Annotated in this window: 22 protein-coding genes; 12 read left to right on the forward strand and 10 right to left on the reverse strand. The window is 64.5% G+C overall.

Annotated features, from left to right (window positions below; translation table 11 throughout):
- Nucleotides 1-113 precede the first annotated feature (113 nt).
- The 7 genes from JGU72_RS27430 to JGU72_RS27460 all read left to right on the forward strand — a co-directional run bounded on the left by JGU72_RS27430 (nt 114) and on the right by JGU72_RS27460 (nt 7,244).
- Nucleotides 114-1,433 carry a DUF2254 domain-containing protein gene (locus JGU72_RS27430; protein ID WP_199687460.1) on the forward strand — a complete coding sequence of 440 codons (1,320 nt, stop codon included), beginning with the start codon at nt 114-116 and terminating at the stop codon, nt 1,431-1,433.
- Between the two features lie 20 nt (nt 1,434-1,453).
- On the forward strand, nt 1,454-2,236 hold the full coding sequence (locus JGU72_RS27435; RefSeq protein WP_199687461.1) for a polyphosphate kinase 2 family protein: 783 nt from the start codon (nt 1,454-1,456) through the stop codon (nt 2,234-2,236).
- Between the two features lie 48 nt (nt 2,237-2,284).
- Entirely contained in the window at nt 2,285-3,367 is a 1,083-nt protein-coding gene (locus tag JGU72_RS27440) for an ATP-dependent DNA ligase (RefSeq protein ID WP_199687462.1), read from the forward strand.
- A complete protein-coding gene (gene ligD / locus JGU72_RS27445) occupies nt 3,364-4,368 on the forward strand; it encodes a non-homologous end-joining DNA ligase (protein WP_199687463.1) in 1,005 nt (334 codons plus the stop codon). The genes JGU72_RS27440 and ligD overlap by 4 nt, the downstream gene beginning before the upstream one ends.
- 78 nt (nt 4,369-4,446) lie before the next feature.
- Nucleotides 4,447-5,280, forward strand: a complete 834-nt coding sequence (locus JGU72_RS27450; protein WP_199687464.1) for an alpha/beta hydrolase — start codon at nt 4,447-4,449, stop codon at nt 5,278-5,280.
- Between the two features lie 25 nt (nt 5,281-5,305).
- Nucleotides 5,306-5,758 (forward strand): MaoC family dehydratase, encoded by a 453-nt coding sequence (locus JGU72_RS27455; protein ID WP_199687465.1) that lies wholly within the window; start codon nt 5,306-5,308, stop codon nt 5,756-5,758.
- A 1-nt stretch (nt 5,759) separates the two neighbouring features.
- Nucleotides 5,760-7,244: a TIGR03560 family F420-dependent LLM class oxidoreductase gene (locus JGU72_RS27460; protein WP_199687466.1), complete on the forward strand. Its 1,485-nt coding sequence runs from the start codon at nt 5,760-5,762 to the stop codon at nt 7,242-7,244.
- 1 nt (nt 7,245) lies between these two features.
- On the opposite strand, the gene JGU72_RS27465 is transcribed toward JGU72_RS27460, so the two are convergent.
- The 5 genes from JGU72_RS27465 to JGU72_RS27485 all read right to left on the reverse strand — a co-directional run bounded on the left by JGU72_RS27465 (nt 7,246) and on the right by JGU72_RS27485 (nt 11,205).
- Nucleotides 7,246-7,698 carry a DUF4396 domain-containing protein gene (locus JGU72_RS27465; RefSeq protein ID WP_199687467.1) on the reverse strand — a complete coding sequence of 151 codons (453 nt, stop codon included), beginning with the start codon at nt 7,696-7,698 and terminating at the stop codon, nt 7,246-7,248.
- 112 nt (nt 7,699-7,810) lie between these two features.
- Complete coding sequence (locus JGU72_RS27470; protein ID WP_199687468.1) at nt 7,811-8,449, reverse strand: TetR/AcrR family transcriptional regulator; 639 nt, start codon at nt 8,447-8,449, stop codon at nt 7,811-7,813.
- Between the two features lie 41 nt (nt 8,450-8,490).
- On the reverse strand, nt 8,491-9,639 hold the full coding sequence (locus JGU72_RS27475; RefSeq protein WP_374101162.1) for an acyl-CoA dehydrogenase family protein: 1,149 nt from the start codon (nt 9,637-9,639) through the stop codon (nt 8,491-8,493).
- A 64-nt stretch (nt 9,640-9,703) separates the two neighbouring features.
- Entirely contained in the window at nt 9,704-10,474 is a 771-nt protein-coding gene (locus tag JGU72_RS27480) for an NRDE family protein (RefSeq protein ID WP_199687470.1), read from the reverse strand.
- Nucleotides 10,475-10,497: 23 nt separating this feature from the next.
- Nucleotides 10,498-11,205, reverse strand: coding sequence for a cyclase family protein (locus tag JGU72_RS27485; RefSeq protein ID WP_199687563.1), 708 nt, complete (start codon nt 11,203-11,205; stop codon nt 10,498-10,500).
- A 55-nt stretch (nt 11,206-11,260) separates the two neighbouring features.
- On the opposite strand from JGU72_RS27485, the gene JGU72_RS27490 reads away from it, so the two are divergent.
- The 3 genes from JGU72_RS27490 to JGU72_RS27500 all read left to right on the forward strand — a co-directional run bounded on the left by JGU72_RS27490 (nt 11,261) and on the right by JGU72_RS27500 (nt 15,046).
- A complete protein-coding gene (locus tag JGU72_RS27490) occupies nt 11,261-12,004 on the forward strand; it encodes a thioesterase II family protein (RefSeq protein ID WP_199687471.1) in 744 nt (247 codons plus the stop codon).
- 74 nt (nt 12,005-12,078) lie between these two features.
- Nucleotides 12,079-13,518 carry an SDR family NAD(P)-dependent oxidoreductase gene (locus tag JGU72_RS27495; RefSeq protein WP_199687472.1) on the forward strand — a complete coding sequence of 480 codons (1,440 nt, stop codon included), beginning with the start codon at nt 12,079-12,081 and terminating at the stop codon, nt 13,516-13,518.
- 31 nt (nt 13,519-13,549) lie between these two features.
- Nucleotides 13,550-15,046, forward strand: a complete 1,497-nt coding sequence (locus tag JGU72_RS27500; RefSeq protein WP_199687473.1) for a glutamate-cysteine ligase family protein — start codon at nt 13,550-13,552, stop codon at nt 15,044-15,046.
- 24 nt (nt 15,047-15,070) lie between these two features.
- Here the strand turns inward: JGU72_RS27500 and JGU72_RS27505 are convergent, their stop codons facing one another.
- The 5 genes from JGU72_RS27505 to JGU72_RS27525 form a co-directional block, all read right to left on the reverse strand.
- Nucleotides 15,071-16,114 (reverse strand): alpha/beta fold hydrolase, encoded by a 1,044-nt coding sequence (locus tag JGU72_RS27505; RefSeq protein WP_199687474.1) that lies wholly within the window; start codon nt 16,112-16,114, stop codon nt 15,071-15,073.
- Between the two features lie 37 nt (nt 16,115-16,151).
- The gene (locus JGU72_RS27510; protein ID WP_199687475.1) at nt 16,152-16,910 is read right to left on the reverse strand and encodes a hypothetical protein; all 759 of its coding nucleotides are present in this window, start codon (nt 16,908-16,910) and stop codon (nt 16,152-16,154) included.
- A 109-nt stretch (nt 16,911-17,019) separates the two neighbouring features.
- A complete protein-coding gene (locus JGU72_RS27515) occupies nt 17,020-17,811 on the reverse strand; it encodes an ArsR/SmtB family transcription factor (protein ID WP_199687476.1) in 792 nt (263 codons plus the stop codon).
- A gap of 130 nt (nt 17,812-17,941) precedes the next feature.
- Nucleotides 17,942-18,772 (reverse strand): SDR family oxidoreductase, encoded by an 831-nt coding sequence (locus JGU72_RS27520; RefSeq protein ID WP_199687477.1) that lies wholly within the window; start codon nt 18,770-18,772, stop codon nt 17,942-17,944.
- A gap of 39 nt (nt 18,773-18,811) precedes the next feature.
- Nucleotides 18,812-20,347, reverse strand: a complete 1,536-nt coding sequence (locus JGU72_RS27525) for a succinic semialdehyde dehydrogenase (RefSeq protein ID WP_233533134.1) — start codon at nt 20,345-20,347, stop codon at nt 18,812-18,814.
- Between the two features lie 172 nt (nt 20,348-20,519).
- Between JGU72_RS27525 and JGU72_RS27530 the strand changes: the two genes are divergently transcribed.
- A complete protein-coding gene (locus JGU72_RS27530; RefSeq protein WP_199687479.1) occupies nt 20,520-21,179 on the forward strand; it encodes a TetR/AcrR family transcriptional regulator in 660 nt (219 codons plus the stop codon).
- 97 nt (nt 21,180-21,276) lie between these two features.
- The gene (locus JGU72_RS27535) at nt 21,277-21,621 is read left to right on the forward strand and encodes a YciI family protein (RefSeq protein WP_199687480.1); all 345 of its coding nucleotides are present in this window, start codon (nt 21,277-21,279) and stop codon (nt 21,619-21,621) included.
- Nucleotides 21,622-21,625 lie beyond the last annotated feature (4 nt).

A 21,625-nucleotide genomic window follows, 5' to 3' on the forward strand; every position in this document is an offset into this window, starting at 1 on the left:
CTCGTTTCCGCGAAACGAGGCAGGCGTCGCCGCCGCCGGTGCAGAATCTTCAACGGCAGCAGAACCTGAACTGCAGTCGAACGCCAGCTGAACGACTCGTACCTAGGTGAACGGTGAACCGGCAACGTCTTGCGCGACAGGCCCAGTGGGATCAGCGCCGTGAACGCCTCGGCGGCGCGTTGTGGGTGCTACCGGCGTCGATGGTCGTCGTCGCCCTGATTGCGGGCAGTGTGCTCTCTCGGATCCGGGTGCACCCCGATTCGCTGCTCGGCCCGGTTCTGTTCAAGGGCGACCACGACGAAGCGCGCCGCCTGCTACTGACTGTCGCGACGTCCATCGTCGGCATTCTGGCCCTCGTCATCGGTTTGTCGATGGTCGCAATTCAGATGGCGACGAACCGCTACTCCCCCCGGCTACTCCGAAACTTCCTGCGCGACAGACCGGTTCAGTTCGTACTCGGCGTCTTCGTCGGTGCGTTCACCTACAACGCTGCCGGCCTGTACACGGTCGGGATCGAGCAGAACGAGTATCCGCGCCTCGCTGTGACCGCGGGACTCGCCTCGTTGTTCGTGTCCATCGGCGCCCTGATCTTCTACCTCGACCACATGGTCCATTCGATTCAGATCGACACCGTGCTCGCCCGGATCGGCACCACCACGGCAAAGACCATTGCACTCGAACCACCCGGCATCGGCGGATCGGCCGGGGATGCGGCGGACCTGGCCGACGACCTCCCGCCCGGCGCCGCACCCCTGCGCGCACGTCACTCGGGATATGTGCAGATCATTCGCCCGAATCGGTTGCTCGCGATCGCCGTCGAGCAGAACGTCACGATCCGGACCGTGTTGCCGGTCGGTGCGCACACCGTCGCCGGTGCGGTTCTCGCCTGGGTCTGGCCCAATTCGCTCGAGAACCTGCCGCATGTCGATTCTCTCGAGGCCGCCCTCGAAGACGGTGTCCAGATCGGTTTCGAACGCACGATGCGCCAGGACGTCGCCGTCGGGCTCGAGCAGATCGTCGACATCGCCCTGCTGTCGATGCACAATTTCGACTTCCACACGTCGGTTCAGTCGACGAACGAACTCGCGATTCTGCTGAACAAGCTCAACACCAAGGCATTGGGTCCGGAAGCGTTCTCCTGCAGGGACGGCATCGAGCGCGTCGTAGTGACGGGCCGCCGCTTCGAAGACTTCGTCGAGATCGCCGTCGGTCAGATCCGCCGGCGCGGCGCAAACGAGCCCGTTGTGCTGAGCGCGCTGCTCGGTATGCTGCGCGACCTCGGCTCCATGGTCGCGAGCGAGGACCGGCGCGCCTGCATCGCGGCACAGATCGCAACACTCGCCGAAACTGCGACCCGATCCATTCCTGACGCCGCCGACGTCGCGCGGGTGCAGACTGAAGCGCAGACGGCACTACGCCAGATTGCTTGCTGAACCGGAAAGGTCAGTCGCACATGGGCAAATCGGACAAACTGCGCCTCGACGCGCTCGATCTGTCGGCGAGACTGAGCCGCGAGGAAGAAGCCGAACGACTGGCCGCGGCACAGGATCGCCTACTGCACCTGCGCCTTGCGCTCGGCGGGCAGCTGGATCCGGAGGGCACGCTCGGTCCGCCGTTGTGCATCGTCTTCGAGGGCTGGGACGCAGCAGGAAAAGGCGGTGCGATCAAACGCCTCGTCGCGCCGCTGGATTCGCGTCACGTCCGCGTCGTTCAGTTCGCAGCGCCGACACACGACGAGAAACGGCATCACTTCCTGTGGCGCTTCTGGAAGGTGCTCCCGGGCTGGGGCGGGATGGCGGTGCTGGACCGCTCCTGGTACGGCAGGGTGCTCGTCGAACGCGTCGAGGGCTTCGCAACGGTCGAGCAGTGGCAGCGCGCGTACCGCGAGATCGTCGAATTCGAGCGCACGCTCGCCGACGAAGGAATGATCCTCGTCAAGTTCTGGCTGCACCTGTCCCCCAAGGAACAACTGAAGCGTTTCGAAGCGCGCGAACACAATCCGATGAAGAGCTGGAAGCTGACGGAAGAGGACTGGCGCAACCGCGAGAAGCGGCCCGCCTACGAGGAAGCGGTCGAAGAAATGCTCGCGCGCACCGACCACGAAGCGGGCCCGTGGACCCTGATCGAGGGCGACAACAAGCGTTGGGCCCGTGTGAAGGTCGTCGAATCCGTTGCCGCTGCAATGGAGGACGGAATGGCCGCGCGGGGGCTCGAGGTGCCGAAGCGCCCGTCCTAGGTTGGCCATCTCGACCGGTTTGTCGGAGCGTTTGCATACGATCGACTGGTGGACCTCCCCGTGCTGCCCCCTGTGAAGCCGATGCTCGCGAAAGCCGCGCCCGAAGTTCCGCGCGGCGAGAACCTCAGTTACGAACCCAAGTGGGACGGATTCCGTTGCATCGTCTTCCGGGACGGTGACGAAATCGAGCTGGGTTCTCGCAACGACCGGCCGCTGACGCGATACTTCCCCGAACTTGTCGAGTTGCTCAGGGACGCGCTTCCGCAGCGCTGTGTGGTCGATGGCGAGATCGTCATCGTCACCGACAACGGGCTGGACTTCGACACCCTCCAGCAACGCCTGCACCCCGCCGATTCCCGGGTTCGCAAGCTGGCCAAGGAAACTCCGGCGAGTTTCGTCGCGTTCGACCTGCTCGCGCTCGACGACCGGGACCTGACCCCGCAACCCTTCTCCGAGCGTCGCAATCTGCTCGAAGGGATCGTCGATACAAAGCTCGCCCGTGTTCACGTGACGCCGCTGACCACCGATCCCGACGTCGCTCAGGACTGGTTCACGCGCTTCGAAGGTGCTGGATTCGACGGTGTGATGGTCAAGTCGCTCGATCAGGCCTACCTCCAGGACAAACGCGTGATGCTGAAGGTCAAGCACGAGCGCACCGCCGATTGCGTCGTGGCCGGGTATCGGATGCACAAGGACGGCGAAGGGGTCGGGTCTTTGCTGCTCGGTCTGTTCGACGACGAAGGCAACCTGCATCACGTCGGAGTCGCGAGCAGTTTCACCGCCGCCAAGCGGAAGTCGCTGCTCACCGAGCTGGCGCCGTTGCGGGAGAACGCGCTCGACAACCATCCGTGGCGCGACTGGGCCGACGCCATGGCACAGGCCCAGTCCTCGGGAAAGATGCCCGGCGGAATGAGCCGCTGGACAGGCGGCAAGGACCTCTCGTGGGAGGCACTGCGACCCGAGCTGGTCGCAGAGGTCCGGTACGAGCACGTGCAATCGGGACGATTCCGCCATGGCGGCAGACTCTCCCGGTTCCGGGCGGATCGGACGCCCGATTCATGTACCTATGCGCAGCTCGACGAGGTAGCTCCCGCGGAATTGGCGGCCATCTTCGATGAGGTGCAGCCATGACCGACTCGGTGGTTATAGCCGATGGCGGCAACGAAGCAACCGTGACTAATCCGGACAAGGTGTTTTTCCCGAAGACCGGGCATACGAAACTCGACGTCGTCCGCTACTACGAGGCCGTGAAGGGTCCGTTGCTCGCCGCACTGGGCGGTCGGCCGCTGTTGCTCGAGCGCTATCCCGAGGGCGCGGGCGGAAAGTCGTTCTTCCAGAAGCGAGTACCAAAAAGCGCACCGGCGTGGTTGCAGACGACGGTGGTCTCGACACCGAACGGCACCGAAAGCGATGCGCTGGTGGCAGCCGACCTCGCACACATCGTGTGGGGAGTCAATCAGGGCTGCATCGGATTTCACGTTTGGCCCTACCACGCGGCTACGCCCGAGTTCGCCGATCAGCTTCGGATCGACCTCGATCCGTCACCGGGAATCGGCTTCGACCAACTCCGCGAGGGCGCCGTGCTGACCCGCGAGTTGCTCGACGAGTTGGGCATCAGGGCGCAGGTGAAGACGTCCGGCTCCCGCGGGCTCCACATCTATGCGGCCCTGCAACCCAATTGGGACAGCTATCAGGTCCGGGCCGCGGCCGTCGCGTTGGCGCGGGAACTCGAGCGTCGCCACCCGACGAAGATGACAGCCGGATGGTGGAAGGAGGAGCGCGGCACTCGTGTTTTCGTCGACTTCAACCAGAATGCGCCCCACAAGACAGTCTTCGGCGCCTGGTGCGTCAGGCCTCGGGTGTCGCCACAGGTGTCCACACCGATCTCGTGGGACGAGCTGGACACGGTCGTACCCGAAGAGTTGACGCTGGCCACCGTGCCTGCGCTGGTTGCGGAACGCGGCGACCCATGGGCGGGCATCGCCGAGGATCCGCAGTCGATCGCACCGCTTCTGGAAATGTCGGACCGCGACATGGCCGCCGGCATGATGGACGCGCCGTGGCCGCCCGTGTATCCCAAGATGCCGAACGAACCACCACGTGTTGCACCCAGTCGCGCGAAGAAGACGTAACCTGTTGGCGCTGCAGTTTGCCGTGTCATGGCTCGCTGCGCTCGCTGGGTGGGCGGCAGATTCAGAACGGAGTGCAACGTGAGCGAACATATCGAGGGTGGCTTCACCGGTTCGGCCGGCGGCCGGATCTACTGGCAGGGCTGGTTACCGGACAGCGCGCCGATCGGCATCGTCGTCATCTCGCACGGCGTCGCCGAGCACGGCGGCCGCTACGAGCACGTCGGCACCCGCCTCACGGAGAACGGCTACGCGGTCTACGCAATCGACCATCGCGGCCACGGCAAGTCCGAGGGCGTGCGGTCGAATATCGATCGCGTCAGCGGTGTGGTCGCCGACCTGGACACACTGATCCGCGCTACCGCTGCGAAGCACCCTGACGTTCCCGTCTTCCTGCTCGGCCACAGCATGGGCGGTTTGATCGCGCTGCAGTATCTGTCCGGATCGGCATACGACCTGCGGGGCGCGGTCATCATCGCGCCCGCCGTAGAGGTCGAGGTCGGCAACATCGTCACGCTTACCGCGGCACCGATCTTGTCACGCCTGCTCCCGAATCTCGGTGTGCTGAAGCTCGATTCGTCCGAAGTCAGCCGGGACGCGCAAGTCGTCGAAGACTACGACAACGACTCGCTGAATTTTCGAGGCAAGCTACCCGCCCGCACCGGCGCCGAGATCCTCGCTACCGCGCAGAAGCTCCAATCTCGCCTGTCCAACGTCACGCTTCCACTGCTCGTGCTCCACGGCTCCGACGACAAACTCGTTTCGCCGAGCAGCTCGAAGATCGTCGCCGACAATGTGGCGTCCACGGACCTCACCCACAAGGAGTACGAGGGTCTCTACCACGAAGTCCTCAACGAGCCGGAGAAAGAAGCCGTCATCGACGACGTCGTCGCGTGGCTGAAGGCGCACAACTGAGCGAGGGGGAAGTAGCCTCCAAAGTATGAAGACCTTTTCCAGCATCGCGGAGTTCGCGGCCGCCGAAGGTACGGACTTGGGCACGACCGAGTGGCTGACCGTCGACCAGAAACGGATCGACACGTTCGCTGAAGCAACGGGCGACCATCAGTGGATCCACGTCGATCCCGAGAAAGCCGCCGCCGGACCGTTCGGCACGACCATCGCGCACGGCCTGCTCACGCTGTCGTTGCTGCCGATCTTCGTCCACCAGTTGTATTCGGTCGACGGCGTTGCGATGGCAATCAACTACGGACTCAACAAGGTTCGGTTCATCACACCGGTGCCCGCCGGCTCCCGACTGCGTGCATCGGCGATCGTGGGACCTGTCGCCCAGGTCTCCGGCGGCGTGCAGGCGCAGATCAACGTGACCATCGAACTGGAAGGCGCCGCGAAGCCCGCGTGCATCGCGGAGTCCATCGTCCGCCTCATCGGGTGACGTGACCACACGGACCTTTCCCGACCCGGCTCTGATCGTTCTGGTCGGTCCAGGCGCGGCCGGGAAATCGACCTGGGCCGCGGCGCATTTCCCAGCGGACGCGATCGTGTCGAGCGACCGGTTGCGTGCACTCGTCGGTGCCGGTGAAGACGACATCGCGGCCAGCACCGATGCTTTCGCACTTCTCGACACCGTCGTCGCGCAACGGATCGGTCGTCGGCTCACCACGGTCGTGGACACACTGGGCCTCGATCCGAAGCGCCGCAAGTCGTGGCTCGATGCAGCGCGACAGGCGAAAGTTCCGTGCATCGCAGTCGCGTTCGACATCGGAGCCGACGAGGCGCGCAGCCGTAACCGGCAGCGGGACAAGAAGATTCCGGCGGAAGCACTCACCGCGCAGCTGCGATCGTGGCGCGCGGTGCGCGCGACGCTGGACACCGAAGGCTTCGACGAGGTCCTCACTCCGGAACCGCTCCGTATCGTGGCGAAGCCGTTCGAGACCGCGACGGCTGCGGCGACCCGACAGGCGACCGACCCGACCGTGTTGAAGTTCGGCCTGCATCTGGGCAGTTACACGTTTCCGGGCGGTGCCGCTACAACCGCCGGCAACCTTCGTGACATCGCCCGCGCGGCCGAGGATGCCGGCTTCGACGCCGTTTACGTCATGGACCACTTCCGCCAGATCCCGCAGATCGGGCGGGCCTGGGACGACTTTCTGGAGAGCTATACGACGCTCGCTTACCTTGCGGCGCACACCGACCGCGTGCGGCTCGGCGCTCTGGTCACCGGCATCACCTACCGAAATGTCGGCCACCTCGGCAAGATCGTCGCCACGCTGGATGTACTCAGCCAGGGGCGCGCGGTCTGCGGACTGGGCCTGGGGTGGTGGGCCGAAGAACATGCGGCTTACGGGTGGGAGTTTCCTTCCGAGCGGGAGCGCTACGTCATCCTCGAAGACGCCGTAGTGGCATTGCGTCGACTGTGGGGTCCCGGCAGCAAGCCGTTCGCCGGTGCGAAACTCGCCCTACCCGACACGAGCTGCTATCCGCGGCCTCTGCAGGACCACATCCCGATCGTGATCGGCGGCTCCGGCGAACGCAAGACGCTCCGCTTGGCCGCACAATATGCCGACGCCGCAAACGTTTTCGGCGACCTGGCGAACGTTCGCCACAAGCGCGAAATCTTGGTCGAGCACTGCAGGGCGGTCGACCGCGATCCCGCAGACGTCGCCATGACGCATCTGTCGACAGTTCTCGTGGGTGCCGATCAGGCGGAAGTGACCGGCCTCGTAGAGAAGTTGCGGCCCCGTCGCTGGACACCGGGCCGGTACGCGGCATCCGTCAACGCCGGGACAGTCGCCGACCACATCGGGCGCTTTCGCGAACTCGGGGAAGCCGGGGCCAGTGAGGTCATCGTGCGTGTTGCAGACCTCACCGACCCCGCGCCACTCGAACGTATTGCTCACGTCATCAACGCTTTTCGTTGACTCAGTGGTACTGGTGCACCACCGCGTGCCCGATGCCACGTCCGATCATCCATTTGTTGACCGGCACTGTGACCACGAAGGCGACGGCGAGTGAGAACGCCAACGCGGTCCAGAAGAGCCAGCCGTCGATTCCTGCATCCATCGCGCCCGGTACTCCGACCATGATGGAGTTGTCGACGATTTCCATTACGAGGATCGACACCGTGTCGGCAGCGAGCGCAACCTTCACCGCCTGCTTGAAGCCGACTCCGGCGCGGAGCACGCCGCGCATCGTGAGCGCGTAGCCGAACACGAAGGCAAGCGCCACGGCGAGTACAACGGTCGCGGCACCGGGCCAACCCAGCGCGGTACCGATGACCATGCCGAGCACTTCACCGATCGCACAACCGGTCAAGCAGTGCAGCGTTGCCGATATCGCCATCGACCAGGAACTGCCGTGCTGCATATGAGTCATCTCAGAAGCCAACGCGTCACCACCATTCGTAGATTTGCGTACCCATGGGGGGTATCCACGAACGCACGATAGCACCCCCTGGCGGCATACGCCAGGGGGGTATCCAAATTTTCTACTGCGCCGGGCCGGAGACCTTAGCGGCGGTCACGCTGAACAGCGTCATAGCGGCATCGGACAGCAGCAGGTGCACCTGGTCGCGGGTCAGCGAGCCACGCGCGATCCATTCGCGCCCAGCAGCTTTCACGAGCCCACCGTAGGCGCGGGTCATCGCGCGCAGCTCGTCTGCCTGCTCGCTTCCGGCGAGCCCGAGCAACTGCAGGACCCGTTCGGCGGCGACTTCGTCTGCTTCGTCGAGAATTCGCTGCACTTCGGGATCGTCGCCGACGCCTTCGGCACCGACGGCGACCACCCAGGTCCGGCCGTGTTCCTCGATGTTGTCGAGCAGCCAGGTGATCATGGCCTCGATCCGCCCGCGCAGCGACCCTGCCGGGAGTTCGGTCCGGTCGTCGTCGGGCAGTTTGACCATCTTTCGGACGACGACCAGATACAGGTCGCGCTTGGTGCCGAAATAGTGGTTGATCAGCCCTCGTGCGACACCGGCCTCTTTGGCGAGGTCCGATGTCGACACGGCAGCGTAGGGGCGCTCGCCGAACATCCGGATGGCGCAGTCGAGAATCTGCCCTCTGCGCTCGTCGGGTTCGAGCCTGCGCCGCTTGGTCTCGGGTAGGCGTTGCGTCTCGGTCGTGCTCATGGCATTACGTTCGCACAGCGATCACCGAGATTCCCGACCGGCTACAGGGTCCTCGAAATGAGGTCCTTCATGATTTCGTTGCTACCAGCGAGAATGCGCAGAATGCGGGCGCCCGTGTAGATGCCCGAGATCGGGTATTCCGTCATGTAGCCGTAGCCACCGAAAAGCTGCAGACAGCGGTCCGCGACGATACCCAGCTGGTCGGTCAGCCAGTACTTGGCCATGGCGGCCTTCTGGACGTCGAGCTCGCCCGCCAGGTGCTTCTGGACGCAGTCGTCGATGAACGTGCGGCTGATCGTGGCTATGGTCTTGCATTCCGCAAGCTCGAACTTGGTGTTCTGCAGCGCGAACAGCGGCTTACCGAAGGCGGTGCGACCCTTGGTGTAGTCGACGGTCATGCGGACCGCCTCTTCCATCATCGGCACCGCCATCAACCCGGTGATCAGACGTTCCTGGACCAGCTGCTGCATGAGCTGGACGAAGCCCTGACCTTCGACCTCGCCGAGCAGGTTGCCGACCGGCACCCGGAGACCGTCGAAGAACAGTTCCGCGGTGTCCTGACTCTTGCCACCGATCTTCGACAGCACGCGGCCACGCTGGAAGCCCGGAGTGTCATCGGAAACCTCGGCGAGGATCAACGACACACCCGCCGCGCCCTTGGACGGGTCCGTCTTCGCGGCGATAATCACAGCGTCGCAGTGGAAACCGTTGGTGATGAACATCTTCGAACCGGTGATGACGTACTCGTCGCCCTCGCGCACCGCGCGAGTCTGGATGTTCTGCAGATCCGATCCGGTACCGGGCTCGGTCATTGCGATCGAGAGCACGTACTCCCCCGATGCGGCCTTCGGCAGGATCTTCCGCTTCAGCTCTTCGGAACCGTAGTGGTAGACGTACGGCGCGACGATGCCGCTGTGGACAGCGATGCCGAGCGATCCGTCGCCGCTGTACATCTGCTCTTCGAGAATTGCCGCCTCATGCGCGAACGTGCCGCCACCGCCGCCGTACTCCTCGGGGATCATCACGCACAGCAGGCCGAGTTCGCCGGCACGGTTGTACAGGTTCCGATCCGGATAGCCCTGCTTGACGAACTTCTCTTCGTTCGGGACGACCTCTTTGACGAAGAAGCTGCGCGCAAGATCGCGAACTGCCTCTACCTCGTCGTCACTCCACGGCGCACGTACCGACACGGAAAACCTCCACTGCATTCATCGACGTTGATGAACACCAGCGTGACACGCTATTGGCAATCCGTCAATAACCCTGTCGGAAGTCTCTGGTCACCGCTTCCCCGGTATTCGAATGCACCCGCTCGGTCATGTCGAACGACCCGTCGTTCCGGATCCGCAGGATTGTGCTCGCCCTGGTCCCGTACTCCGGCGTCGCAATGAACAGCGACGAGACGGCGCGTTCCAACTCACGCGGAATGCCTGTCGCCGGTAGCTCGGCATCCGGCGCCGGGGTGTCGTCGGCCAGCAGCCCGAGGTACGGGTCGACAGGCCCGTCACCGTGATCGGTCTGGAGCACCGATGTGAAACCCGCGATCCCGTTGACCACCTTCGGCCAGGGGGTATCGAGAGCCGCGTTCGAGACTCCGTGCACACCCGGCTTCACCACCTGCGGATCCCCGGAACGGTTGCTGTACCACCACAATTCGTCGTGATCGGCGACAAGTAGATTGAATCCGTTGTACTGCTCCCCCGCCGCTTGCACCCGCTCGAGGTACGTCGCCGGGTCATCCTGCGACAGTAGATAATTCGCAACGAGTTCCCCGCGCGAACGGGGATCGGCGACCTCCCGGCCCGGCTCGCGTACGTTCGTCACCGCGGCGACTCGCCCGTCCGCCGTGATTCCCATCCAGGTGCCGTGCGCGCCGGGAGCAAGATCGCGACCCGCGAGAACGGGCGGTTGCGTATCCCACCAATGCACCGGAGCCGACTCGCGCGCGTAGAACTCGTCTCGGTTCGCGGCGAACACCAGCGGATAGTCCGGGTGCGCGTGCCACGAAACCAGGATCAGACACATACCGCCTGTCTACACCATCGGCCTTACCCCAGGTCGGCGTCGACGATCGCGAGTACCCGGCACGGTCCGCCGGACCCGCCACGATGCGTCGGCGCGCCGACCACGACAAGTGCGCCGATCGCAGGAACGGCCGACAGATTTGCCAGAGCCTCGACGCAGTACCGGCCTGCGCTCAGTAGCGCCGAATGAGCGCCGAATTCGCGGCTGCTCGAACAATCGATACTCAACGTGTCGACACCTAATCCGACGATGTCGCGCTCGCGCACGAGAAATCGGACCGCTTCCGCGCTGAAGCCCGGCGCGTGTGCGATGCCTTCGGAATCGAGGTTGACGAACGCGCCGGGAGTACCGAGCCGCACATCCCACCCCGAGTTCATGGCGACGAAGGCGCGGTTCGGCACACAGCCGTTGGCGCGCTCCCAGTCGGCGATGTCACCGACCGTCAGGACGGTGTCGGCATCGTCGGCCGCGCGTCCGGAGATATCGATGACGACCAGCGGAGCGACCAGGTCTGCGGCGGGAATGAGGTCCGTGGACAGTCCGTCGGCGGCACGGTGCGAAGGCGCGTCGACATGGGTGCCGACATGCTCCCAGTACCGCAATTCGTTCATCTCGAAGCCGTCGTCGGCAACGGACGCGACTTCGGTCATCTCGAACGGCGCATCGCCCGGCCACAGCGGAAACCCCGTATGAAGGGTGTGTGTGAGGTCGAAAACCTGTCCAGGCTTCATCACGCGATCCAATCCCAGATGCGGTGCGTTGCCAACCCCTGGTAGACGTTGATCCGTGACGTCACAGTGGATTCGCACCGCCCAGTCCCTCCCATCGGCTCGCGGCGTGCTGCTGTGCTTCCCGCACGGCGGTGGAACTGCCGGGGCATACCGGGCTCTGGCTGCGGCGCTGACACCCAAGGTCGAGGTGCTGACGGTCCAATATCCCGGTCGGCAGGATCGCCTCATGGATCCCATGGTCGCCGACCTCGTGGCCATGGCCGCCGCCGTCGCCGACGAACTGCAGGTCGATCCCACGCGACGACTCGGTGTGTTCGGCCACAGCATGGGTGCAACCGTCGCATTCGAGGCCGCCCGCCTGCTCGAGCAGCGCGGCACCCACCCGACCTCGCTGTTCGTGTCCGGTCGGCCCGCGCCACAGATCCCCGAAGCTGCGCGCCTGCACCTCGCGTCCGACACTGCGCTGCTCGACGACATGCGCCGTCTTGGCGGACCCGACTCGCAGGTCGTCGAGGTGCTGACAGCCAACCCCGATCTGGCCGAAATGGTCCTGCCGTTCGTCCGCAGCGATTACAAGGCTGTCGAGACCTACACCTTCGTCCCGGGACCCGATGTTTCCTGCCCGCTGACCGCGCTCCTCTCGACTTCGGACCCTACGACCTCCGAACCCCAGATGCGGGCGTGGAGCGACCGCACGACAGGCGCTTTCGAGCTGGTCAAGTTTCCCGGCGGGCACTTCTACATCGACGACAACCTGCCCGCGGTCGCCGAGACGATCACCACACGATTGCTGGCCTAGAGCACAGCGGGCGGCATGGGATACTGGTTCGCACCCATCCGCCCTGATCAGCCGAGGAATGAACACCCAAGTCGATGGCCGAGACAACACCGCAAGCACCTGCCACCATCGACGCGGCCGACCTCGACACCTGTCTGCGAGTGCTGGAATCCGCCGCCCTCCTCGACGACGACCACCCCGATTCGATCGCGGTGCAACGCGCCGTCGGGCACATGTTCAAGAAACTCAAGAAGCGCAGACGAGACGCAGCGCGCGATGCGGTGTCCGCCGCCGACCGCGCGGTCGTCGCGGCGACCGCCACAGGTTCCCCCGAGCGAATCGATGACGAGACCGCGGGAATCCCACTCACCTCGAACGCCGAAGGCGCCATCGCCGGCACCCTGATCCGGCCACGGCCCTGCTACATCTGCAAGACCAAGTACACGCGGGTCGACGCGTTCTACCACCAACTCTGTCCGGATTGCGCCGCATTGAGCCGGTCGAAGCGCGACGCTCGCACCGACCTCACCGGTCGGCGGGCGTTGCTGACCGGTGGCAGGGCCAAGATCGGGATGTACATCGCGCTGCGCCTGCTGCGCGACGGCGCGCACACGACGATCACCACTCGCTTCCCCAACGACGCGGTCCGCCGCTTCAAGGCGATGGAGGACAGCGACGAGTGGATTCATCGGCTGCACGTGGTCGGAATCGACTTGCGCGACCCAGCACAGGTCGTCGCTCTGGCCGACAGCGTCGCCGCACACGGTCCGCTGGACATCTTGATCAACAATGCCGCCCAGACGGTGAAACGCTCACCGGGTTCCTACGGAGCGCTCGTCGACGCGGAGTCCGGTCCGATGCCGATCGGCGCACTGCCGGACATTCTCACGTTCGGCAAGACAATGCAGGCCCACCCGACATCTCTGACCAGTTCGCTGTCATCCGTACTCGACGTCACCGATCTCGCACTGGTCGCCAAATCCGCTACACCGGAACGCATTTCGAAGGGCATCGCGATCGATGCCGGTGGCCTGGTCCCCGATCTTGCGCACACCAACAGCTGGGTCCAGACCGTCGGCGAGGTCGATCCCGTCGAACTTCTGGAAGTGCAGCTCTGCAATTCGGTCGCGCCGTTCATCCTCGTCTCGCGGTTGCGGCCAGTCATGGCGGCCGCAGCTGCGCACCGCAAGTACATCGTCAACGTCTCCGCGATGGAGGGTCAGTTCAGTCGTGCCTACAAGGGCCCGGGCCACCCGCATACGAACATGGCCAAGGCCGCGCTGAACATGCTCACCCGGACGAGCGCCAAGGAGATGCTGGACGTCGACGGCATTCTGATGACGGCCGTCGACACGGGCTGGATCACCGACGAACGCCCGCATCCGACGAAGATGCGCCTGGCGGACGAGGGTTTTCACGCTCCGCTCGATCTGGTCGACGGCGCAGCCCGCGTGTACGACCCGATCGTCCAGGGCGAGCACGGAAACGACCTGCACGGGTGCTTCCTGAAGGATTTCCAGCCGTCTCCCTGGTAGACCCGCACCAAACATGGGTACCGTCCTGGGTATGGGCGAGGACGTCGAGGTACGCAAGTTCACTCGCCAGGACCGGCAACGGTTCCGGGCCAAGGTGAACCAGTGTTTGGAGGCACTCGGTTCCATGCTCGCCGACGGCCAGTTCGAGGTCGGCGATCCGCGCATCGGGATGGAGATCGAACTCAATCTCGTCGACGAGGCGATGCAGCCCGCGATGGCGAACGCTGAGGTTCTCGATGCGATCGCGGACCCCGATTTCCAGACCGAACTCGGCCAGTTCAACATTGAAATCAACGTGGCGCCAAGACTTTTGCAGGGCAACCACGTTCGCGAACTCGAGCGCGATCTGCGGAAATCGCTCAATTCCGCCGACGAACGGGCACGGTCGGTCGGTAGCCGGCTCGCGATGATCGGCATGCTGCCGACGCTGACCGAGCAGCACTTCGAACACAAGTGGATCTCCGCGAATCCCCGGTACGACTTGCTCAATCAGCAAATTTTCGCCGCACGGGGCGAAGATATCGAGCTGCAGATCGCCGGCGAGAAGTTGCCCGGAGCAACTGACACCGAAGAGCTTTCGACGATCTGTGACACGATCCTGCCCGAGGCAGCGTGCACGTCGATGCAGTTGCATCTCCAGGTCGCACCGGAAGCCTTTGCCGCACACTGGAATGCCGCGCAGGCGCTCGCCGGTGTGCAGGTGGCCCTGGCAGCCAATTCGCCGTTCTTTGCAGGCAAGGCACTGTGGCACGAGACTCGGCTGCCCATGTTCGAGCAGGCAACCGATACTCGTCCCCAGGAACTGAAAAACCAGGGCGTGCGGCCGCGCGTCTGGTTCGGTGAACGGTGGATCACCTCGATATTCGATCTGTTCGAAGAGAATTCGCGCTACTTTCCCTCCCTGCTACCCGTGTTCTCGGACGAGGACCCGCTTGCCATGCTCGAGCGCGGCGAGGCACCGCGGCTGGCGGAACTGAAGCTGCACAACGGAACTGTGTATCGCTGGAACCGGCCGATCTACGACATGGTCGACGGCAAGTATCATCTGCGCCTGGAAAATCGCGTCCTGCCTGCCTGCCCGTCGATAATCGACACGCTTGCCGACGCCGCGTTCTACTACGGTGCCGTGCACTCGCTGGCACACGCCGATCGGCCCGTCTGGACGCAGATGTCGTTCGACGCCGCGGGAGAGAACCTCCGCGCCGGTGCACGCTGCAGCTTCGACGCCCGCCTCTACTGGCCGGAGGTCGGGTGGGTCAGCCCGCAGGAACTGGTCCTGCGGCGCCTACTTCCCATGGCGCAGGCGGGTCTTGCGGCCTACGGCGTCGACTCCGACGTCATCGACCGCTACCTCGGCGTCATCGAGGCCCGATGCCTGAGCAGGCGGTCCGGCTCCGGGTGGCAGCGAGAAGCGGTTGTCGCCCGCGAGCGCGCTGGCGACTCGCGCGAGGTCGCCCTCGCGGGCATGCTCGCCGACTACGTCACCAATATGTCCGAGGGCGAGCCTGTCCACACCTGGGGTTGGTAGTTCTCGGGGTCAGAGCTCTCGGGGTCAGACCCAGCCGCTGCGAACCGCATGGGCAGCGGCCGCGGCTCGCGACGAGACGCCGAGCTTCGTCCTGATGTTCGCGACATGGCGGTGGACGGTGTGGGTGCTCAGCGTCAGACGCGCGGCGATCTCCTGGTCGGTCAATCCCTGTGCGATCAGGACGACGACCTCACGCTCGCGTCCGGATAGGTCCTTCGGCACCGAAGGTTCGGATTGCCGCGGTGCCCCGAGAAATTCGAGGATGGCGTCCGTGATCGCGACCGAGTCGCCGCGCCACGGGTAGTGATCGAGACCGTCGAGCGCAAGGAACTGTGCACCGGCAACACTGCTCGCGAATCTTCGGCCGAGTCCGAAGGGAATCGCTTTGTCCTGCCTGCGATGCATGACGAGCGTGCGCGCGTCGATGCTCGTCAGACAGGCACCGGCGTCGAAATCGTAGACGGCACGCAACGTCTCCGCAGCGACCTCCGCAGTCGCCGAGGCGCGCTGAAACTCGACGAAATCGCGCCGATCGTCGGCAGATGCGTCGGGCAGGAAGATGTCCGCCAAGTACTTCGACGCAACACCCCAGTGCTCGGCGACGAGCGCGACGATGGCATCCCGGGCCTTCGCATCGGCGATGTCGGTTCCGCGAATATACGAACCGTAGATGACCAGATTCCCAACCCGATCGGGATTGCGGCTGGCGTAGCAGGCCACCACACCGCCGCCCGACGACATTCCCGCCAGGTCGAACCGCGACGACCCGAATTCTGCGGTAGCTGCCTCGATGACAGCGCTCAGATTGTCGACCTCGGCAGCCAGTGTGACTCGGTAACCGGGAGCCGGCCCCGACAGACCGATACCTGGGCGATCGTAACGAATCACGGTGCGCTGCTCTGCGATTCGACCGACGAAACTGCGGAAAAGGCTGTTCTGCCAATCCAAATCGAGATGGCTGCACCACCACCCACCGACGACGAGCGGCGGACCGCTACCGATAGCGGACCATGCGAGGTCGCGTCCCGCGACCTCGGTCCGAAAGAGTCGCTGCTCCGCCGCATGCACACCGCGAGTGTAGAACGCCCGCGCCGTTTGCTGCGGCTCAGGTCAGCGCGATCCAGACGGCTTCGGACTGCGCGACCGTGTGTCCGGCACCGTCGATCAGCGCAGCGGCCGTATGGTACTTGCGTCCCGATATCGAAAGAGTCCAGCCGACGGCGACCAACTGGTCTCCCACGTGTATCGGCCTGCGCTGCACCACAGTCAGCCGGCCGAGCAGGCAGAGCGGTCCCGCGGCAAGTACTTCCGGTGGATAGCTCGAGCAGTCCAGTGCGGCCCAGACTATTTCGGGCCGGACCACGCCGTTGAAGGCGACCGAGGCGTCCGGAACGAACGGCGTCGCATTGACCCCGGGGGCACCCGCTAGCGGTCCGGGGGTGACGTGCAGACCGTTCGTTCGTTCGGGGCCGCAGACGAAGCAGTCCGACAGCAGGTGCCGAGAACCCAGCCACGGATGACTCTCACGGGCGGCGCGTGCCTGCTCCATCGTCGGTCGTGCCGATACAACCACTACGCCGGGATCGACGGCGACTGCTTCGGCATAGACGACGTCGTCGGCGATCACACGAAGCACACCGTCGCTACCGCCGCGCACCTGGAGTTCGGTGTGCAGTGGCGGTGGCTTCCGGAGCGTGACCCGTGCCGGTCCGTCGACGAAGGCCGCGATCCGACCACAGGCGTATCCGCCGTTCGCGCTCGCCGGGGGGCCGTTGTAGCGGTCGTCGATGACCAGCGTGCCGACGAGCGCACCGATTCCAGCATCGACCTGGGCCGTTGCGTGACTTGCGATTCCGTCGTACATGATGCCTCCGATTGCGTTGTGGTTGCATCAAGTTGACCGCACCGCGGCGGCCGCTCGCATCGCGCAAAGGGGCCAAATCCCGCTGGCCCGAACGGGCCATCGGGCGGTCCTACGGCATCTCCCACGGTGCCTGCGGCAGCGGGTGGCCGGTCTCGATGATCGATTTCAGGTTCGAAAGTACCGCCGCCCAGCCGCTCGCGGCATCCGCCCGCTCGTCCTCGTCAGCTAGGTCTTCATGTGTGACGGTGAGCCGGACGATATCGCCGAACGGCGCGATGTCGAAGGTCACCCGCGAGGTGCCCTCCGCCGACTCGCTGTCCGGATCGGCCCAGGTCGTGACGAGGCGGGTCGGGCGAGCGCTCTCGACAACCGTCCCGACCACGTCGGCCGTTCCCGATCCGTCGGTCCTGCGATGCTCCCAGCGTGATCCCTCGGCCCAATCCGACACGTTGCTGTGACCCCAGTAGCGGGCGGTGAGGTCCGCGTCGGTCAACGCATCCCACACCTTTTCGGGCGAGCTTTCGATATAGATCACGTACACGTGTGACGGCTTGTCAGTCATTTCTTCCTCCGCTAGTCGTTTGACCGAGCTGAGCATTCGTAGCCGCGGCCGTTCGAACTTGTCGATCCACCGCTCTTGAATATCTTGGAGCGGAACGGGATTGAGATAATGCAATTTCTCCCTCCCCCGCCGGACCGTGGTGATGAGATTCGCGGCTTCGAGCAGGTCCAGATGTTGCGTCGCAGACTGTCGCGTCATGTCGACCCGCTCGCACAGCTCTGCCAGAGTCTGCCCATTGCTTTCGTGCAGGCTGTCCAAAAGCTTGCGCCGCGTTCGGTCCGCAAGAGCTTTGAATACGACGTTCAGCTCGTCCGGCACTACCCCACAATATGCAGGCATTTACCTGCATGTCAATGCGACGACTCTCCAGCACGCGAAAGGTCGGGCACTCCGGGCGGACATTTCTTGCCCGCGGAAGTACCCGACCTGGTCACTCACGACATCGCGTCCGACGCGGACGCGAATCAGCTCACTTCTTGTCTTCGCGCCCCTTGAACTCTTCCATCGAGCTGTAGACACCGACGAGGTTGAGGAAGGCGTCGCGAACCTTGACCGGCAGCACCCCGCCGAGCACCTTGTTGAGGCGCGAGGTCCACGGCAGGATGACGAACGGCTCGCCCTTCTGCATGGCTTCCCACGCTGCGTTCACCACGTCGTCCTGCTCGAGGATCGGCGTCAGGAACATCTTCTTCGCACCGTCGAACATGCCGGTGTTGATGTAGGTCGGGCAGACCGTCGTCACTCGGACGTGGTCGTGCTTGGCCTGCTCGAGCTCCAAGCGCACCGAATCCGACCAGCCGACAGCTGCCCACTTCGATGCCGCGTACACGGCCATGCGCGGGTTAGCGACGAGACCCGCGGAGGACGCGATGTTGATGAGCCGAGACTCGTTGCCGGACTCGATCATTCCCGGCAGGAACTCCAGCGCGACGTACATCGGCGCGAGCGAGTTGATCGCGACCGTCTGCTCGATGTCGCGACGGTTCGCGGTCTCCCAGAAGTACGAGTTTCCGCGGACGATGCCCGCATTGTTGAACAGAATGTCGATGGTTCCGACGTTCTCGCGCACCAGCTTGGCCGCCTCGGCGATCGACTCCGGCGAGGACACGTCTACGACGTACGTGTGGACGGTCCCTCCCGCGGCTTCGAGCTCGGTTGCGGTCTCTTTCAGGTTTTCAGCGTTGATGTCCCACAGCACAACGGCTTTGGCCTTCTCGGCAACGGCGCGCGTGGCGAAAAGCTTGCCGAGGCCCATTGCCGCACCGGTGACGAGGACGGTCTTGTCGGCGACGTTCTTCATAAGGTTTCTTGTCCGTTCTTCGATAGCCCGTTTGGGAGATTACTTGAGGCCGACCAGGCGCATGGCCCGAAAAGCCAGAGTCATGGTCGCGGCCCAGGTCTCGTCCGACATACCGGGAAGCGGCGCGATCGGAAGCAGCCGCTGGACGGCGATCGTCTGCGAATCGGTGTACTTCAGGATGCCGTCCGCGCCGTGCCTGCGACCCGTGCCGGAATCACCGAGACCGCCCGACGGCGCATCCACGCTGCCCCAAGCCGCGATGAAACCCTCGTTGATGTTCACTGCGCCCGAACGCAAGCGCGCCGCAACTGCGCGGCCACGGCCGACGTTGCGCGTCCAGACGCTCGCGTTGAGTCCGTAGCTCGTGTCGTTGGCCTGCGCCACCGCATCGTCATCGCTGGTGGCGCGGTACACGGATACGACGGGTCCGAAGGTTTCGTCGCGGTACACGGCCATGCCTGGCGTGACGTCGGCCAGCACCGTCGGCTCGTAGAAGTAGGGTCCGAGATCGGGTCGCGCCTTGCCGCCCGCGAGAACTGTCGCACCCTTGGCACGGGCTTCCTCGACGTGCGCGCTGACGGTCGTCAGCTGGCGATCGAAGGTCAGCGAGCCCATGTCGCTGTTGAAGGCGAGGTCCGCGCCGAGTTTCATCTTCTCGACCTCGGCGACGAACGCAGCAACCCATTCGTCGTAGATGTCTGTGTGGACATAGATGCGTTCCATCGACTCACACAACTGACCCGCCGAGCTGAACGCAGCGCGGACAGCACCCTTGGCCGACTTGGCGATGTCGGCGTCGTCGAGCACGAGCAACGGGTTCTTTCCGCCGAGTTCGAGCGAGTAGCCGATCAGGCGTTCGGCAGCCTGCGACGCAACCTTGCGACCGGTCGCTGTCGACCCGGTGTAGTCGACGTAGTCGGCACGCGAGATGAGCTCTGTCCCGACGGATGCGCCACGACCGAGAACGACCTGCCACACACCGCGGGGCAAACCTGCCCGCTCGGCAACCTCGTTGGCCCACAGTGTGGTCAGCGCGGTCTGGTTGTCGGGTCGTGAGATGACGGCATTGCCGGCGATGATCGCGGGCAGTGCGTCGGAGGCCGACAGTGCCAACGGGTAGTTCCACGGGGAGATCACGGCCACGACGCCCTTGGGCAGGCGCTCCTCGCTCACCTGGGTCAGGCCCGGGATGACGCCGTTGCGGCGGCGCGAGGCGAGCAGCGACTTCGCGACTTTGGCGTAGTACCGCGCGTTGACCGCCACGTCGCCGACCTCGTCGAATGCATGCGAGCGGGCCTTACCGGTCTCGGTCTGCACGATGTCGAGAATCTGGCTCTGCTCAGCGAGTACAAGGTCGTGGAAGCGACGGAAAACCGCGGCACGCTCGGCGACCGGGCGAGCCGCCCATTCCTGCTGAGCTGCGCGAGCAGTTGCGAACGCGTCTTCGACGTCGGCGACCGACGACTGCGGGAGATCTGCGAACTTGACGCCTGTCGCGGGAGCGAAAACCTCGACCGCCGATGCGCCGCCTGCGACTGCGCGTGCGATGAGTCGCTCTACGAGCTCCACGCGCAAGCCGCCGCTGGCGACCTGCGAAAGCTCGGCAACCGACGTTTCTGTACTCACTGCGCTGGTCGAATCAACTGTGCTGGTCACGTTCGTGCCTCTCGAGATCTTGTGATCGAACTGCATTTAATGAACATTGCTGTTCACCTAACACTAGTGTTAGTTTAAACACGGAGGTGTGATGGAAGTCAAGAGCCAGCCCAAGCGTGGCCGACCGCCACAATCGGCAGAGGACGCCGAGCGTGTCCGCGAGAGCATCGTCGCGGCTACGGCCGAGGTTTTCGCCGAACACGGGTCGCACGGCATGAGCGTCGCGCTGATCCTCGAGCGCGCAGGCATAGCCCGCCCCACCTTCTACCGGTACTTCAGCAATGCCGACGAGCCGCTCAACGTTTTCCTCGACCGCACCGACCAAGCACTCGTCAGAGGCATCGTCGGCGCAATCGGCGAAGCTGACGACGACGTCGCCATGGCCATCGCCGTTATCGATTCCTACCTCGAGTGGGCCGACCACTTCGGTCCGGCGCTGCGCCCACTGTTCAGTGAGCTGTACGACCCCGCCTCCCCCGTATCGGTCCACCGGGAACGCGCACTCGATCAGGTCCGCACACTCGCCGTCGCGCGGATGGTCGAACTCGGGCGACCGGTTCCCGATCCACTCGATCTCGATACTCTGCTCAACGCCTGCGAGTTCATCGTCTATCGCATCGCCGCTACCGAGAATCCCGATGCCGACCTCACTGCCCGCGCCCGGTCAGCGATGATTCGCGTCGCGATCGCGACATTGGGCCAGCCCGACGACCTGGTTCGTGCGCTTTCGGTACCCGGCATCTTTCGATGACGGCATCACGGGTGAACTGTCGATCTACCGTTGACTCATTCGTATAGAGGGTGAGACCGGCAGACAGCCGGTACGGCATTCCCACGAAGGAGTCACCATGGCTCAGTACCTACTCAGTGTCGTTCAGCCGGCAGGGCCGATTCCGCCCGCCGACGAACTGGAGCAGATCGGCGCGCGCCTGGACGCGCTCAACGCCGAGATGAAGGCGGCGGGCGTGTGGGTCTTCGCGGGCGCACTGCACCCACCGAACACCGCGACCGTCCTGCGCCCGAACGGCAACGACGTACTCATGACAGACGGCCCCTTCGCAGAGGGCAAGGAATTTCTCGGCGGCTTCACGATCATCGATGCCGACGATCTGGATGCCGCCCTCGACTGGGGACGAAGGCTCGCAGAAACGATTCCGTTGCCGATCGAGGTGCGTCCCTTCCAGGGCGCCTGATCGA

This window comes from Antrihabitans auranticaus (assembly GCF_016481275.1).
Classification (GTDB): domain Bacteria; phylum Actinomycetota; class Actinomycetes; order Mycobacteriales; family Mycobacteriaceae; genus Antrihabitans.

What these genes read in the sequence shown, in the direction of transcription:
- JGU72_RS27435 (WP_199687461.1), top strand. Translation starts at nt 1,454, where the DNA reads ATGGGCAAATCGGACAAACTGCGCCTCGACGCGCTCGATCTGTCGGCG.
- ligD (WP_199687463.1), top strand. Translation starts at nt 3,364, where the DNA reads ATGACCGACTCGGTGGTTATAGCCGATGGCGGCAACGAAGCAACCGTG.
- JGU72_RS27455 (WP_199687465.1), top strand. Translation starts at nt 5,306, where the DNA reads ATGAAGACCTTTTCCAGCATCGCGGAGTTCGCGGCCGCCGAAGGTACG.
- JGU72_RS27465 (WP_199687467.1), bottom strand. Translation starts at nt 7,698, where the DNA reads ATGACTCATATGCAGCACGGCAGTTCCTGGTCGATGGCGATATCGGCA.
- JGU72_RS27470 (WP_199687468.1), bottom strand. Translation starts at nt 8,449, where the DNA reads ATGAGCACGACCGAGACGCAACGCCTACCCGAGACCAAGCGGCGCAGG.
- JGU72_RS27480 (WP_199687470.1), bottom strand. Translation starts at nt 10,474, where the DNA reads ATGTGTCTGATCCTGGTTTCGTGGCACGCGCACCCGGACTATCCGCTG.
- JGU72_RS27485 (WP_199687563.1), bottom strand. Translation starts at nt 11,205, where the DNA reads ATGAAGCCTGGACAGGTTTTCGACCTCACACACACCCTTCATACGGGG.
- JGU72_RS27495 (WP_199687472.1), top strand. Translation starts at nt 12,079, where the DNA reads ATGGCCGAGACAACACCGCAAGCACCTGCCACCATCGACGCGGCCGAC.
- JGU72_RS27500 (WP_199687473.1), top strand. Translation starts at nt 13,550, where the DNA reads ATGGGCGAGGACGTCGAGGTACGCAAGTTCACTCGCCAGGACCGGCAA.
- JGU72_RS27510 (WP_199687475.1), bottom strand. Translation starts at nt 16,910, where the DNA reads ATGTACGACGGAATCGCAAGTCACGCAACGGCCCAGGTCGATGCTGGA.
- JGU72_RS27515 (WP_199687476.1), bottom strand. Translation starts at nt 17,811, where the DNA reads ATGCCTGCATATTGTGGGGTAGTGCCGGACGAGCTGAACGTCGTATTC.
- JGU72_RS27520 (WP_199687477.1), bottom strand. Translation starts at nt 18,772, where the DNA reads ATGAAGAACGTCGCCGACAAGACCGTCCTCGTCACCGGTGCGGCAATG.
- JGU72_RS27530 (WP_199687479.1), top strand. Translation starts at nt 20,520, where the DNA reads ATGGAAGTCAAGAGCCAGCCCAAGCGTGGCCGACCGCCACAATCGGCA.
- JGU72_RS27535 (WP_199687480.1), top strand. Translation starts at nt 21,277, where the DNA reads ATGGCTCAGTACCTACTCAGTGTCGTTCAGCCGGCAGGGCCGATTCCG.